We start from the raw sequence: 14,811 nt of genomic DNA, 5'->3' as shown, positions 1-14,811 counted from the left end.
GTTCAGCAATTTGCGCGTAAGACCTCGCCCAATCGGGCTGTCTCTTGATCAGGAGATCTGATCAAGAGACAGCCCTGAAGGACGGGGTTTTACGGCGCATTGGATAATTTCAAATTTAAAAAGCAAATTTTTTGTCTCAGGAATTTTTCATTCCCAAAGCCTTTCTCGCAGCTACACTAACAGGGTAAATTTTTTCTGACGGCAGGAAGGATTTCGCCTGTGTGGTTTTACCATTTATCAAAAGGTTATGACACTTTCGCACCAGTGGCGTCAGATCATCAATGGCAACAATGGCGTCTTCGTTAAATTGACTGATTAAGTTACGAGAAATACCAAGCTGTAATGACCGGTGTTCCAGTTTCTTGCCATTTATGCTGCGTTCTGGGTCCCACTGAACATACACATTTGCTTGCGTAAATAACTCTTCCCATATTCCCGCATGTGGATAGACATGTGCTTCCGGAGTTGTTAACACCGCTTGTTCGAGTAGAGCATCAAAGAAGGTGCGTTTGATTCGGACAGCGAGAATTCGTTGTTGATCTTTTTTCAGTCCCCAGTTGCTACGTTCCATCATCCACATAAAAGAAGGTTTAATCCAGGTCATGCGATTAAATGAAAACGGTGCGCCAAATCGCCCGTCACGTACAGCGACGTTAGCGATTGTGTCATTGTAGGCCTGATAAACTGTGATGGTGTGCTGATTGTAATTAGCACGTATTTCAAAATAGTCAGCCATTATTCCTCCCTGAATGGTAATTAGTTAAGACGCGACCGCCTCTCCTTCGCCCAAATCCTTATGCCGGTTCGACGGCTGGACAAAATACTGTTTATCTTCCCAGCGCAGGCAGGTTAATGAGCCGCCCCAGCAACAGCCGGTATCCAGCGCGTAAATACCTTCCGGCGTACCTTTGCCTTCCAGCGATGCCCAGTGACCAAAGGCGATGCTGTACTCTTCAGCGACGGGGCCAGGAATCGCAAACCACGGTTTCAATGGAGCAGGGGCTTCTTCTGGCGATTCTTTGCTGTACATATCCAGCTGACCATTCGGGAAGCAAAAGCGCATCCGGGTAAAGGCGTTGGTGATAAAACGCAGTCTTCCCAGTCCCCGCAATTCCGGTAACCAGTTATTTGGCATATCGCCGTACATGGCGTCGAGGAAGAAGGGGTAGGAGTCGCTCGACAGCACCGCTTCTACATCGCGCGCGCACTCTTTGGCGGTTTGCAGATCCCACTGCGGCGTGATCCCTGCGTGGGCCATCACCAGCTTTTTCTCTTCGTCGATTTGCAGCAAAGGCTGGCGACGCAGCCAGTTAAGCAGTTCGTCGGCATCTGGCGCTTCCAGCAGCGGTGTCAGGCGATCTTTCGGTTTATTTCGGCTGATCCCGGCGAATACCGCCAGCAGATGTAGATCGTGATTGCCCAGCACCAGACGTACGTTGTCGCCTAATGACTTCACGTAGCGCAGAACATCCAGCGAACCAGGGCCGCGTGCGACCAGATCGCCCGTCAGCCAGAGGGTATCTTTCCCCGGGGTAAATTCTACTTTATGCAGCAATGCGATCAGTTCATCGTAACAACCATGAACGTCGCCAATAAGGTATGTCGCCATATTCTTTTAATGAATGAGTGTGGGAACGGCGAGTCGGAATACGGGAATGTCGATACTAAAAGGAACGCCATTTTCATCGATCATTTCGTAGTGACCCTGCATGGTGCCCAGCGGCGTTTCAATGATTGCACCGCTGGTGTACTGATACTCTTCGCCAGGCGCGATAAGTGGCTGAACGCCCACCACACCTTCGCCCTGGACTTCGGTTTCACGGCCATTGCCATTGGTGATCAGCCAGTAACGCCCCAACAACTGCACTGGCGCTCGCCCCAGATTGCGTATGGTTACGGTATAAGCAAAAACGTAACGTTCATTATCAGGTGAAGATTGTGCCTCAATGTAGACGCTTTGAACCTGAATACACACTCGGGGCGAATTGATCATCGTTAACTCTCCTGCAAAGGCGCGTTCTCTGCCAGATAGTTCGCCATCTGGCAATATTGCGCGACAGAGATATTTTCCGCTCGCATCGCCGGGTCGATCCTCATTTCCGTTAACACCTCGACGCTAAACAGGTTGCCGAGGCTGTTACGAATGGTTTTACGACGCTGGTTAAAGGCTTCGGTGGTGATGCGGCTCAACACGCGAACATCTTTAACCGGGTGAGGCATCGTTGCATGAGGAACTAGGCGCACGACGGCGGAATCCACTTTGGGTGGTGGTGTAAAGGCTGACGGCGGTACTTCCAGCACCGGGATCACGTTGCAATAGTATTGCGCCATGACGCTTAAACGACCATACGCCTTACTGTTCGGTCCTGCAACCAGACGATTCACCACCTCTTTTTGCAACATAAAGTGCATGTCGGCAATGGCATCAGTATAGCTAAACAGATGGAACATCAACGGAGTGGAGATGTTATACGGCAGGTTACCGAAAACACGCAGCGGCTGACCCATTTTCTCGGCCAGTTCACCAAAGTTAAAGGTCATTGCATCCTGCTGATAAATCGTCAGTTTCGGGCCTAAGAATGGATGCGTTTGCAGACGTGCCGCCAGATCGCGGTCAAGTTCGATGACCGTCAGTTGATCCAGACGTTCACCGACCGGTTCGGTCAATGCTGCCAGACCGGGGCCGATTTCGACCATCGCCTGGCCCTTCTGCGGGTTAATGGCAGAAACAATGCTGTCGATCACGAACTGATCGTTGAGAAAGTTTTGCCCGAAGCGTTTACGGGCTAAGTGGCCCTGGTGGACTCGATTATTCATTGGGTGTTAACAATCATTTTGATGGCGAGATTAAGCGCCGTAATAAAACTGCCGACATCGGCTTCGCCACGTCCCGCCAGTTCAAGCGCGGTGCCGTGGTCCACTGATGTGCGAATAAAGGGCAGGCCCAGCGTAATGTTCACACCGCGCCCGAAGCCCTGGTATTTTAGCACGGGAAGACCCTGATCGTGGTACATCGCCAGCACCGCGTCGGCGTTATCGAGATATTTTGGCTGAAACAGGGTATCGGCAGGCAGCGGCCCGTTGAGTTTCATCCCCTGCGCCCGCAGTTCGTCGAGGACGGGAATGATGGTGTCTATCTCTTCCGTACCCATATGACCGCCTTCGCCCGCGTGCGGATTCAGCCCGCAGACCAGAATGCGCGGTTCGGCAATACCAAATTTGGTCCGCAAATCGTGATGCAAAATAGCAATCACTTCGTGCAAAAGCACAGGGGTGATGGCATCTGCGATATCGCGTAGCGGTAAATGTGTCGTTGCCAGCGCCACGCGAAGTTCTTCGGTTGCCAGCATCATCACCACTTTTTTCGCCTGCGAGCGCTCTTCGAAAAACTCGGTATGACCGGTAAACGGAATGCCTGCGTCGTTAATGACGCCTTTATGCACGGGGCCTGTGATCAGCGCGGCAAATTCACCGTTCAGACAGCCATCGCACGCTCGCGCCAGCGTCTCCACCACGTAATGCCCATTTTCAACCGTTAATTGTCCCGCAATCACAGGTGCACGTAAGGCGACTGGAAGTAACGTTAATGTGCCCGCAGTTTGCGGTTGTGCAGGGGAGTTTGGGGAATAAGGGCAGAGAGTCAGTGGCAAACCGAGCATTGCTGCCCGGTCGGTAAGGAGAGTGGCGTCGGCACAAACAACCAGTTCGACCGGCCACTCACGCTGTGCAAGCTGGACAACTAAGTCCGGGCCAATCCCGGCGGGTTCGCCGGGAGTGATCACAACACGTTGGGTTTTAACCATTAGTTGCTCAGGATTTTAACGTAGGCGCTGGCACGTTGTTCCTGCATCCAGCTTGCTGCTTCTTCCGAGAACTTCCGGTTCATCAGCATGCGGTACGCACGATCTTTCTGTGCAGCGTCGGTTTTATCGACATTACGGGTATCCAGCAGTTCGATTAAATGCCAGCCGAATGAAGAGTGAACCGGTGCGCTCATTTGACCTTTGTTCAGGCGGGTCAGCGCGTCACGGAAGGCCGGATCGAAAATATCTGGCGTAGCCCAACCGAGATCTCCACCCTGGTTAGCAGAGCCTGGGTCCTGAGAAAACTCTTTCGCGGCAGCGGCAAACGTCGTTTTACCACTCTTGATATCGGCAGCAATTTGCTCCAGTTTCACGCGGGCCTGTTCGTCGGTCATGATCGGCGACGGTTTCAGCAGAATATGGCGAGCATGAACTTCGGTCACCGAGATGTTTTTGCTTTCACCACGCAGGTCGTTAACTTTCAGAATATGGAAGCCAACGCCGGAACGAATCGGGCCAACAATGTCGCCTTTCTTCGCGGTGCTTAATGCCTGGGCGAAGATCCCCGGCAACTCCTGAATACGGCCCCAGCCCATCTGGCCGCCGTTCAGCGCCTGCTGGTCGGCAGAATGAGCAATCGCCAGCTTACCGAAATCAGCGCCGTTACGGGCCTGATCGACAATGGCGCGTGCCTGGCTTTCCGCTTCGTTCACCTGATCAGAGGTCGGGTTTTCCGGCAGTGGAATCAGGATGTGGCTCAGGTTCAGCTCAGTGCTGGCGTCGTTTTGGTTACCTACCTGCTGTGCCAGGGATTCGACTTCCTGCGGCAGGATGGTGATGCGACGACGCACCTCGTTGTTACGTACTTCAGAGATAATCATCTCTTTGCGGATCTGGTTACGATAGGTGTTGTAGTTCAGACCATCGTAGGCCAGACGGCTGCGCATCTGATCCAGCGTCATGTTGTTTTGTTTCGCGATGTTAGCAATCGCCTGATCCAACTGCTCATCGGAGATTTTCACTCCCATTCTCTGCCCCATCTGCAGGATGATTTGATCCATGATCAAACGCTCCATGATCTGGTGGCGCAGCGTCGCGTCATCAGGAAGTTGCTGCCTTGCCTGAGCAGCGTTCAGTTTTACCGACTGCATTAATCCATCAACGTCGCTTTCCAGCACGACGCCGTTATTGACGACGGCTGCGACTTTATCGACTACCTGGGGGGCAGCGAAACTGGTATTCGCGATCATGGCGATACCGAGAAGCAGCGTTTTCCAGTTCTTCATACTTTTTCCATTTCAATTAACCGCACTGCGGATTACGTGGTAAATCAACAAATCACAAAGTGTTTTGATACGGCAGAATGTTCGAACGCAGCATCTCTTGCGTACCCAGGCCGTAGTTGGAGCTCAGGCCGCGAAGTTCGATGTTAAAGCCGATTGCGTTGTCATATACCGCATGTTGTTTATCGTTATCCCAACCGTTCAGCTTCCGCTCGTAACCGACGCGAATCGCGTAACAGCAGGAGCTGTATTGCACACCTAACATAGAGTCGGCTTGCTTGTTCGCATTGGTGTCGTAGTAGTAGGCCCCGACAATTGACCAACGATCGGCAATTGGCCAGCTGGCGACGGCACCCACCTGCGAAATACCATTCTTATATTGCTCAGCAGTGGAATAGTTCTTAGGCAGCGTAGCCTGAATATATTCCGGGCTGGCGTAACGGTAATTCAACTGTACCAGACGGTCTTCATCCCGACGGTATTCAATGCTGGAGTTACTGGTCGCTACGTTATCCAGACGCGTATCGTACTGAATCCCGCCACGCAATCCCCAACGCTCTGAGATACGCCAGTAGGTGTCGCCTGCCCACACCAGTGAGCCTGTTTTGTCGTCATTCTCCCATGTTATGTTGTCATCGCCAGTGCGAGACTCCGTGAAATAGTAGATTTGACCAACGGAAATATTAAAACGTTCAACGGCTGCATCATCATATATACGAGATGTGACGCCGGTCGTAACCTGGTTAGCGGAGGCAATACGGTCAAGACCGCCGTAAGTCCGGTCCCGGAACAGGCCAGAGTAGTCAGATTGCAGCAGAGACGAGTCATAGTTATAGATATCGCTCTGATCGCGATACGGCACGTACAAATACTGCGCGCGCGGTTCCAGAGTTTGGGTATAACTCGGCGCCAGCATTTCCATATCGCGTTCAAAGACCATTTTGCCGTCAACTTTAAATTGCGGCATTACACGGTTAACAGAATCTGCCAACTTATTGTTTTGTGGATTGCTGTTATAGCCGTCAAGATTAGTTTGCTGATAATGGGTTGCCAGCAACTTCGCTTCAGTATTAATACTGCCCCAGTTATTGGATAAGGGCAGATTGATCGTCGGCTCCAGGTGAACACGGGTTGCTTCAGGCATGTCGTCTCTGGTGTTAACAAAGTGCACTGCCTGGCCGTAAATACGCGTATCAAACGGACCAACATCATTCTGGTAGTAGTTAACATCTAACTGCGGTTCTGCCGAGTAGCTACTGGTATTTTGTTCGCTGAAGACCTGGAACTGCTTGGTTGAAACGGTGGCATTGAAGTTTTGCACCGCATAGCCAACGCTGAATTTTTGCGTTGCGTAGCCGTCAGTACTGGAACCGTACTTGTTATCAAAATCATTGAAGTAGCTAGGATCGCTGACTTTAGTGTAATCGACATTGAAGCGCCACACCTGATCCATGACCCCGGAGTGTTGCCAGTAGAACAACCAACGACGTGAACTGTCATCGTTCGGGTGTTCATCTTCATAGACTTTATCTGAAGGCAGATAGTCCAGTTCCATCAGGCCAGCGCCCGCCTGGGAGAGGTAGCGGAATTCGTTCTCCCACATGATGTTGCCACGACGATGCATATAATGCGGCGTGATGGTGGCATCCATATTTGGCGCGATGTTCCAGTAATATGGGAGATAGAACTCAAAGTAGTTGGTGGTGGTGTACTTGGCGTTCGGGATCAAGAAACCAGAACGACGTTTGTCACCCACCGGCAACTGCAAATACGGGCTATAAAAGATCGGTACCGGACCTACTTTAAAGCGGGCGTTCCAGATCTCCGCAACTTGTTCTTCGCGGTCATGAATAATTTCGCTACCTACCACGCTCCAGGTGTCAGAACCCGGCAGACAGGAGGTAAAGCTGCCGTTATCCAGAATGGTATAGCGGTTTTCGCCGCGTTGTTTCATCAGGTCCGCTTTGCCGCGCCCCTGGCGACCCACCATCTGATAATCACCTTCCCAGACGTTGGTATCTTTGGTGTTCAGATTCGCCCAGCCTTTCGGACCTTTGAGGATCACCTGGTTATCGTCGTAATGGACATTACCGAGCGCATCAACGGTACGTACGGGCTCCGGTTGCCCTGGTGCCTCTTTTTGATGGAGCTGCACTTCGTCGGCCTGCAGACGGCTGTTACCCTGCATGATATCCACGCTGCCAGTAAATACGGCATTATCCGGGTAGTCCCCTTTCGCGTGGTCAGCATTGATAGTCACGGGTAAGTCATTAGTATCGCCCTGTACCAGAGGACGGTCATAGCTTGGCACGCCCAACATGCACTGTGAGGCGAGGTCGGCTGCCAGTCCCTGTTGACTATAAAGGGCGGTGGCAATCATGGTGGCCAGGAGAGTGGGGATACGTTTTTTCATACGTTGATTTTATTGTTCCATCATCGGTAACGTTGCGCGTGACAAACGGTCAGAGACTAACGTACTCGTCATCTCTGCGCTAGTGTTAATCCTGTCCGAATAGCGTCAGTGGTGTTAGGCACGGCATTGAATGACAGGTATGATAATGCAAATTATAGGCGATGTCCCACAATTGACCGCAGCCGGAAAACGGTAAAAGCACCTTTATATTGTGGGAGATAGCCCTGATATCCGTGTGTCGATTTGGGGAATATATGCAGTATTGGGGAAAAATCATTGGCGTGGCCGTGGCCTTACTGATGGGCGGCGGCTTTTGGGGCGTAGTGTTAGGCCTGTTAATTGGCCATATGTTTGATAAAGCTCGTAGCCGTAAAATGGCGTGGTTCGCCAACCAGCGTGAGCGTCAGGCGCTGTTTTTTGCCACCACTTTTGAAGTGATGGGGCATTTAACCAAATCCAAAGGTCGCGTCACGGAGGCTGATATTCATATCGCCAGCCTGTTGATGGACCGAATGAATCTTCATGGCGCTTCCCGTACTGCGGCGCAAAATGCGTTCCGGGTGGGAAAATCAGACAATTACCCACTGCGAGAAAAGATGCGCCAGTTTCGCAGTGTCTGCTTTGGTCGTTTTGACTTAATTCGTATGTTTCTGGAGATCCAAATCCAGGCGGCGTTTGCTGATGGGTCACTGCACCCGAATGAACGGGCGGTGCTGTATGTCATTGCAGAGGAATTAGGGATCTCTCGCGCCCAGTTTGACCAGTTCTTGCGTATGATGCAGGGCGGTGCCCAGTTTGGCGGCGGTTATCAACAGCAGTCTGGTGGTGGTAACTGGCAGCAGGCGCAGCGTGGTCCGACGCTGGAAGATGCCTGTAACGTGCTGGGCGTGAAGCCGACGGATGACGCAACCACCATCAAACGTGCCTACCGTAAGCTGATGAGCGAACACCATCCGGATAAGCTGGTGGCGAAAGGTTTGCCGCCTGAGATGATGGAGATGGCGAAGCAAAAAGCGCAGGAAATTCAGCAGGCGTATGAGCTGATTAAGCAACAGAAAGGATTTAAATAAGTTTCAAATTGTAGGCCTGATAAGACGCGGCTCGCGTCGTATCAGGCAATCGGCGCAAAATTGCCGGATGCGGCATTAACGCCTTCTCCGGCCTACCGAACTTCGCCAGCGTGACGATTAAAAATCCGCTGGCGCTTTAAACGTCATGCTATTGCCATACGCCGGATGGGTAATCGTCAACATTTCTGCATGCAACAATAATCGTGATGCCATTGCTCTCGCTTCTGGTGAGGCATAAAAACGATCGCCGAGAATCGGATGACCCAGCGCCAGCATATGCACACGCAGCTGATGCGAACGCCCGGTAATCGGCTTTAACACCACTCTTGCGGTGTTATCCGCTGCATACTCCACCACTTCATATTCCGTCTGCGCAGGTTTTCCCGTTTCGTAACAAACTTTCTGTTTCGGGCGGTTTGGCCAGTCGCAAATCAGTGGCAGATCCACCAGACCTTCAGCGGGGGATGGATGCCCCCAGACGCGGGCCACATACTGCTTTTTCGGCTCACGTTCGCGGAACTGGCGTTTTAATTCCCGCTCCGCGGCTTTGGTCAGCGCCACTACAATCACGCCGCTGGTAGCCATATCCAGACGATGCACCGATTCTGCCTGCGGATAATCACGCTGAATGCGCGTCATTACGCTGTCTTTGTGCTCTTCCAGACGTCCCGGCACAGACAACAAACCGCTCGGCTTGTTGACCACCATAATGTGGTCATCCTGATACAGGATAACCAGCCAGGGTTCCTGCGGTGGATTGTAGTTTTCCATCCCCATTTTTGGCTCCGTTACTGATGCGTCACAACGATCAAACGCAGGGCATCCAGACGCCAGCCAGCCTGATCCAGGCTTTCTATTACCTGCTGACGGTTGCTCTCAATGGCGGTCAGTTCGTCGTCACGAATGTTCGGGTTCACTGCGCGCAGAGCCTCCAGACGTGAGAGTTCCGCAGACAGTTTATCGTCAGCTTCGTTACGCGCCGCGTCAATCAATGCACGGGCAGATTTCTCGATCTGCGCTTCACTCAGCTGAAGGATAGCGTGAACATCCTGCTGCACGGCATTAACCAGCTTGCTGCCAGTGTGGCGGTTTACCGCGTTAAGCTGACGGTTAAAGGTTTCAAACTCCACCTGTGCTGCAAGGTTGTTGCCGTTTTTATCCAGCAGCATACGTACCGGCGTTGGCGGCAGGAAGCGGTTGAGCTGCAACTGCTTCGGTGCCTGGGCTTCGACCACGTAAATCAGTTCCACCAACAGCGTCCCTACCGGCAACGCTTTGTTTTTCAACAGTGAAATCGTGCTGCTACCGGTATCGCCAGAAAGGATCAGATCCAGACCGTTGCGGATCAGCGGATGTTCCCAGGTAATAAACTGTGCATCTTCACGCGCCAGCGCCACTTCACGGTCGAAGGTGATGGTGATGCCATCTTCCGACAGGCCAGGGAAGTCCGGCACCAGCATATGATCGGACGGCGTCAGCACGATCATGTTGTCTCCGCGATCGTCCTGATTGATACCGATAATATCGAACAGGTTCATGGCGAAAGCGATCAGGTTGGTATCGTCATCCTGCTCTTCAATGCTTTCTGCCAGGGCCTGGGCTTTTTCGCCGCCATTGGAATGGATTTCCAGCAGACGGTCACGGCCCTGTTCCAGCTGTGCTTTCAGCGCTTCATGTTGATCGCGGCAGTTTTTGATCAGATCGTCAAAGCCTTCGGTTTGATCCGGTGAAGCCAGGTAGTTAATCAGATCGTTATACACGCTATCGTAAATCGTACGTCCGGTCGGGCAGGTGTGCTCGAATGCATCCAGACCTTCGTGATACCAGCGCACCAGCACCGACTGAGCCGTTTTTTCCAGATAAGGCACATGGATCTGAATATCGTGCGCCTGACCGATACGATCGAGACGACCAATACGCTGCTCCAGCAGATCCGGGTTGAACGGCAGATCGAACATCACCATGTGGCTGGCGAACTGGAAGTTACGCCCTTCAGAACCGATTTCCGAGCACAGCAGTACCTGTGCGCCGGTGTCTTCTTCGGCAAACCAGGCGGCAGCGCGGTCACGTTCGATAATCGACATGCCTTCGTGGAACACCGCAGCGCGAATACCTTCACGTTCGCGCAGTACCTGCTCCAGTTGCAGCGCGGTAGCGGCTTTGGCGCAGATCACCAACACTTTCTGTGCGCGATGGCTGGTCAGGTAGCCCATCAGCCATTCTACGCGCGGGTCGAAGTTCCACCAGGTGGCGTTATCGCCTTCAAATTCCTGATAAATACGCTCCGGGTAGAGCATGTCGCGAGCGCGGTCTTCCGCACTTTTACGTGCGCCCATAATGCCGGATACTTTAATAGCCGTCTGATACTGCGTCGGCAGCGGCAGTTTAATGGTGTGCAGCTCGCGTTTCGGGAAGCCTTTCACACCATTACGCGTGTTACGGAACAGCACGCGGCTGGTGCCGTGGCGATCCATAAGCATGGAAACCAGCTCCTGACGGGCGCTCTGGGCATCTTCACTGTCGCTGTTTGCTGCTTGCAACAGCGGCTCAATATCCTGCTCACCAATCATTTCGCCGAGCATGTTCAGTTCGTCATTGCTCAGTTTGTTACCTGCCAGCAGCATGGCAACGGCGTCCGCAACAGGACGATAATTTTTCTGTTCTTCAACGAATTGCGCGAAATCGTGGAAACGGTTCGGGTCGAGCAAGCGCAGACGGGCGAAGTGGCTTTCCATTCCCAGTTGTTCCGGGGTTGCGGTCAGCAGCAGAACGCCTGGTACATGCTCTGCCAGTTGTTCAATAGCCTGATATTCACGGCTCGGCGCATCTTCGCTCCACACCAGGTGATGCGCTTCATCGACCACTAGTAGATCCCACTCGGCTTCACAGAGATGTTCCAGACGCTGTTTGCTACGACGGGCAAAATCCAGCGAGCAAATCACCAGCTGTTCGGTGTCGAACGGGTTGTAGGCATCGTGCTGAGCTTCGGCATAACGCTCATCATCAAACAGGGCAAAGCGCAGGTTGAAACGGCGCAGCATTTCTACCAGCCACTGATGCTGTAAAGTCTCCGGGACGATAATTAACACACGCTCAGCAGCGCCAGAGAGCAGCTGTTGATGCAGGATCATCCCGGCCTCAATGGTTTTCCCTAAACCCACTTCGTCAGCCAGCAGGACGCGCGGCGCGTGGCGGCGACCAACATCATGAGCGATGTTGAGCTGATGGGGGATCAGGCTGGTACGCTGACCGCGCAGGCCGCTGTACGGCATACGGAATTGTTCGCTGGAATACTTACGCGCGCGATAACGCAGGGCAAAGCGGTCCATACGGTCAATCTGCCCGGCAAACAGACGGTCCTGCGGTTTGCTGAACACCAGTTTGCTATCAAGGAAAACTTCACGCAGGGCCACGCCGGACTCTTCATTATCCAGGCGAGTACCGATATAGGTCAGCAAGCCATTTTCTTCTTTTACTTCTTCGACTTGCATCTGCCAGCCATCGTGGCTGGTAATGGTATCACCAGGGTTGAACATCACGCGGGTCACGGGGGAATCACTGCGTGCGTACAGACGGTTTTCACCAGTAGATGGGAAAAGTAAAGTGACAGTTCGCGCATCCACCGCGACAACGGTTCCAAGTCCCAATTCGCTTTCTGTATCGCTGATCCAGCGTTGACCAAGTGTAAAAGGCATATGTGTTCGGCTCTATATCTTTAATTGCAGGCAATAACCACCCGCTACCGTGCTTATGAGGTAGTGGTGTTATTCAGGTCCAGGAATGGAAAGGGCGCTATGGTACTGGATGGCAAAGCATTCGTCACGCATCAAAATGGTATCTGGCGAACTCTTTTTTTGCTCAAAATAGCCCAAGTTGCCCGGTCATAAGTGTAGCAAAATTATCCTCAATAAAAGGGAGTATTCCCTCAGCTACGGGTTGCAGCTGGCGGGTCAGGTAATGTTCGTAATCCAGCGGTGAACGTTGGTAGTCCAGTGGCTCCGGGCCGTGGGTGGTCCATACGTACTTAATGGTGCCGCGGTTCTGATATTGCAAGGGACGACCGCGCTTTTGATTTTCTTCATCGGCAAGGCGAGCGGCGCGTACATGAGGCGGCACATTACGCTGATATTCACTCAGCGGACGGCGAAGGCGTTTACGGTAAACCAGCCGCGCATCCAGTTCACCCGCCATCAGTTGGTCGATAGTTTCGCGTACGTACTCCTGATATGGCTCGTTGCGGAAGATACGCAGGTATAGCTCCTGCTGAAACTGCTGGGCCAGCGGCGTCCAGTCGGTGCGCACGGTTTCCAGCCCTTTAAACACCATCCGCTGTTTATCGCCTTCCTGAATCAGCCCGGCGTAGCGCTTCTTGCTGCTGGTATCGGCTCCACGAATGGTTGGCATCAGAAAACGGCAGAAATGGGTTTCATACTCCAGTTCTAATGCGCTGGTCAGCCGTTGCTGCTGCAACGTTTCTGCCCACCAGGCGTTAACGTGCTGCACCAGTGCACGACCGATTTTTGCCGCCTCTTCTTCCGAATGTGCGCCTTTCAGCCAGACAAACGTTGAGTCAGTATCGCCATAGATCACGTCATAGCCCTGCGCTTCAATCAACACTTTGGTTTGCCGCATGATCTGATGACCTCGCATAGTGATCGACGACGCCAGGCGTGGGTCGAAGAAGCGACAAGCGGTCGTACCGAGCACGCCATAAAAGGCGTTCATAATGATCTTCAGCGCCTGCGACAATGGCTTATTGCCCTGACGTTTGGCTTCATCGCGCCCGTGCCAGATATTATTGACAATTTCCGGAAGACAATGTTTTTCCCGTGAGAACCAGGCATCAAGAAAACCTTCTGTGCTGTGTTCTGGATCAGGCTGTGCCATGCCTTCCACCAGGCCGACGGGATCAATCAGAAAGGTGCGGATGATCGACGGGTACAGGCTTTTGTAGTCCAGCACCAGCACCGAATCATAAAGCCCTGGGCGCGAATCCATCACGTAGCCGCCAGGACTGGCGTGCGGCGGCACTTCGCCGAGATTGGGCGCGACATAACCAGCGCGATGCATCCGGGGAAAATAGAGATGACCAAACGCCGCCACCGAACCCCCGTGCCGATCCACCGGCAGGCCATTCACCGTTGCGCGTTCGAGTAAAAATGGCATGATTTCAGTTTTATGGAAAATCTGCGTCACCAGCTCGCAATCTTTCAGGTTATAAGTCGCCAGCGCGGGTTTATCTTCAGCGAAACGGCGGTCAATTTCGTCCATTCGATCCCATGGGTTATCGATAGATTTCCCTTCGCCCAACAATTCCTGGGCGACGGTTTCCAGCGAGAACGAAGAGAAATTCCAGAATGCGGATTTCAGTGCCTCGATACCGTCGATAATCAGCCGCCCTTTGGCCTGGGCGAAAAAAATGCCGTTTTTAAAGCCGTGCTCGCGCCACTCCAGCTCGCTGTTTTCACGCCCGAGACTCAGTGGAATACGGTAACGCTCGGCATGCTTTTGCAGCATTCGCAGATCAAACTGCACCACGTTCCAGCCGATGATTACATCGGGATCGTGCTCGGCGACCCAGGCGTTGAGTTTTTCCAGCAGCTGCGGGCGGCTGGCAACGTATTCCAGGTCAAAATCGAGTGATGAGGCATCGCCATTTTCAGGACCGAGCATATAGACAACACGCTGCCCGCAACCTTCCAGGCCGATGCAGTACAGCTCACCGTGGCGAGTGGTTTCAATATCAATAGAAGCCCACTTGAGCGGTGGGCGATAATCGGGATTAGATTTCAGACGGGCATTGACGATAGCGCCATTGCGCATATCGCCCTCGACCCACACAGGCGAGGTAATAAACCGTTCCATTAAATAGCGTTCTGGCGGGCGTACATCGGCCTCGTAAACGGTAACGCCACCTTCACGCAGGCGCTTTTCGTAATTCATCAACTGGCGATGGGCGCGACAGTAAAGACCATATACCGGCTGGCGGTGAAAATCTTTTAACGCCAGCGGCGTCAGGCGAAAGCCTTGTTCACCCTGCAAAATATGCTGAGCGCGGGGAACCTGATCGGCGGGAATAAACGCCACGGACTCTTGCGGCGCAAGGGTAACCTGCAACGGCCCGTTGTCCGTCGCCAGCCAGAAGGAGACTTCTGTCCCTTGCGGGGTATCCCGCCAGTGTCCTGAGGAATCCCCAGTAATGGGCGGGTAAAAAAAGACAGGCATAGAGTTTTGTGATCTAC

The 14,811-nt window shown here is 52.8% G+C and carries 11 protein-coding genes; 1 reads left to right on the top strand and 10 read right to left on the bottom strand.

Translation table 11 applies throughout. The features are described from left to right. Window positions 1-136: 136 nt before the first annotated feature. The 7 genes from A7090_RS02540 to lptD are packed head-to-tail and all read right to left on the bottom strand — an operon-like array spanning window position 137 to window position 7,499. The gene (locus A7090_RS02540; RefSeq protein WP_105272908.1) at window positions 137-736 is read right to left on the bottom strand and encodes a DUF4291 domain-containing protein; all 600 of its coding nucleotides are present in this window, start codon (window positions 734-736) and stop codon (window positions 137-139) included. A 24-nt stretch (window positions 737-760) separates the two neighbouring features. Then, window positions 761-1,609: a bis(5'-nucleosyl)-tetraphosphatase (symmetrical) ApaH gene (gene apaH / locus A7090_RS02535; protein WP_105272907.1), complete on the bottom strand. Its 849-nt coding sequence runs from the start codon at window positions 1,607-1,609 to the stop codon at window positions 761-763. Between the two features lie 6 nt (window positions 1,610-1,615). Further along, window positions 1,616-1,993, bottom strand: a complete 378-nt coding sequence (gene apaG / locus A7090_RS02530; protein WP_000610901.1) for a Co2+/Mg2+ efflux protein ApaG — start codon at window positions 1,991-1,993, stop codon at window positions 1,616-1,618. Between the two features lie 2 nt (window positions 1,994-1,995). Beyond that, window positions 1,996-2,817: a 16S rRNA (adenine(1518)-N(6)/adenine(1519)-N(6))-dimethyltransferase RsmA gene (gene rsmA / locus A7090_RS02525; protein ID WP_105272906.1), complete on the bottom strand. Its 822-nt coding sequence runs from the start codon at window positions 2,815-2,817 to the stop codon at window positions 1,996-1,998. Next, window positions 2,814-3,803: a 4-hydroxythreonine-4-phosphate dehydrogenase PdxA gene (pdxA, locus tag A7090_RS02520; protein ID WP_105272905.1), complete on the bottom strand. Its 990-nt coding sequence runs from the start codon at window positions 3,801-3,803 to the stop codon at window positions 2,814-2,816. Before pdxA ends, rsmA begins: the two co-directional genes overlap by 4 nt. After that, on the bottom strand, window positions 3,803-5,089 hold the full coding sequence (surA, locus tag A7090_RS02515; protein ID WP_105272904.1) for a peptidylprolyl isomerase SurA: 1,287 nt from the start codon (window positions 5,087-5,089) through the stop codon (window positions 3,803-3,805). The genes pdxA and surA overlap by 1 nt, the downstream gene beginning before the upstream one ends. Window positions 5,090-5,141: 52 nt before the next feature. Further along, window positions 5,142-7,499: an LPS assembly protein LptD gene (gene lptD / locus A7090_RS02510; protein WP_105272903.1), complete on the bottom strand. Its 2,358-nt coding sequence runs from the start codon at window positions 7,497-7,499 to the stop codon at window positions 5,142-5,144. 254 nt (window positions 7,500-7,753) lie between these two features. Between lptD and djlA the strand changes: the two genes are divergently transcribed. Further along, a complete protein-coding gene (gene djlA, locus A7090_RS02505; protein WP_105272902.1) occupies window positions 7,754-8,569 on the top strand; it encodes a co-chaperone DjlA in 816 nt (271 codons plus the stop codon). Window positions 8,570-8,686: 117 nt separating this feature from the next. Here djlA and rluA read toward each other — a convergent pair whose 3' ends face one another. From rluA to polB, 3 genes are all read right to left on the bottom strand, one after another. After that, window positions 8,687-9,346: a bifunctional tRNA pseudouridine(32) synthase/23S rRNA pseudouridine(746) synthase RluA gene (gene rluA / locus A7090_RS02500; RefSeq protein WP_105272901.1), complete on the bottom strand. Its 660-nt coding sequence runs from the start codon at window positions 9,344-9,346 to the stop codon at window positions 8,687-8,689. 11 nt (window positions 9,347-9,357) lie between these two features. Further along, window positions 9,358-12,264, bottom strand: a complete 2,907-nt coding sequence (gene rapA, locus A7090_RS02495; RefSeq protein WP_105272900.1) for an RNA polymerase-associated protein RapA — start codon at window positions 12,262-12,264, stop codon at window positions 9,358-9,360. Between the two features lie 163 nt (window positions 12,265-12,427). Next, window positions 12,428-14,794 carry a DNA polymerase II gene (polB, locus tag A7090_RS02490; RefSeq protein ID WP_105272899.1) on the bottom strand — a complete coding sequence of 789 codons (2,367 nt, stop codon included), beginning with the start codon at window positions 14,792-14,794 and terminating at the stop codon, window positions 12,428-12,430. Between the last annotated feature and the right edge of the window lie 17 nt (window positions 14,795-14,811).

Origin of the sequence: Escherichia sp. MOD1-EC7003 (genome assembly GCF_002965065.1) — a bacterium.
In the GTDB taxonomy this organism is placed as follows: domain Bacteria; phylum Pseudomonadota; class Gammaproteobacteria; order Enterobacterales; family Enterobacteriaceae; genus Escherichia.
The sequence above is the reverse complement of the archived record's forward strand: the minus strand, read 5'-3'. Positions and strand labels throughout refer to the sequence as shown.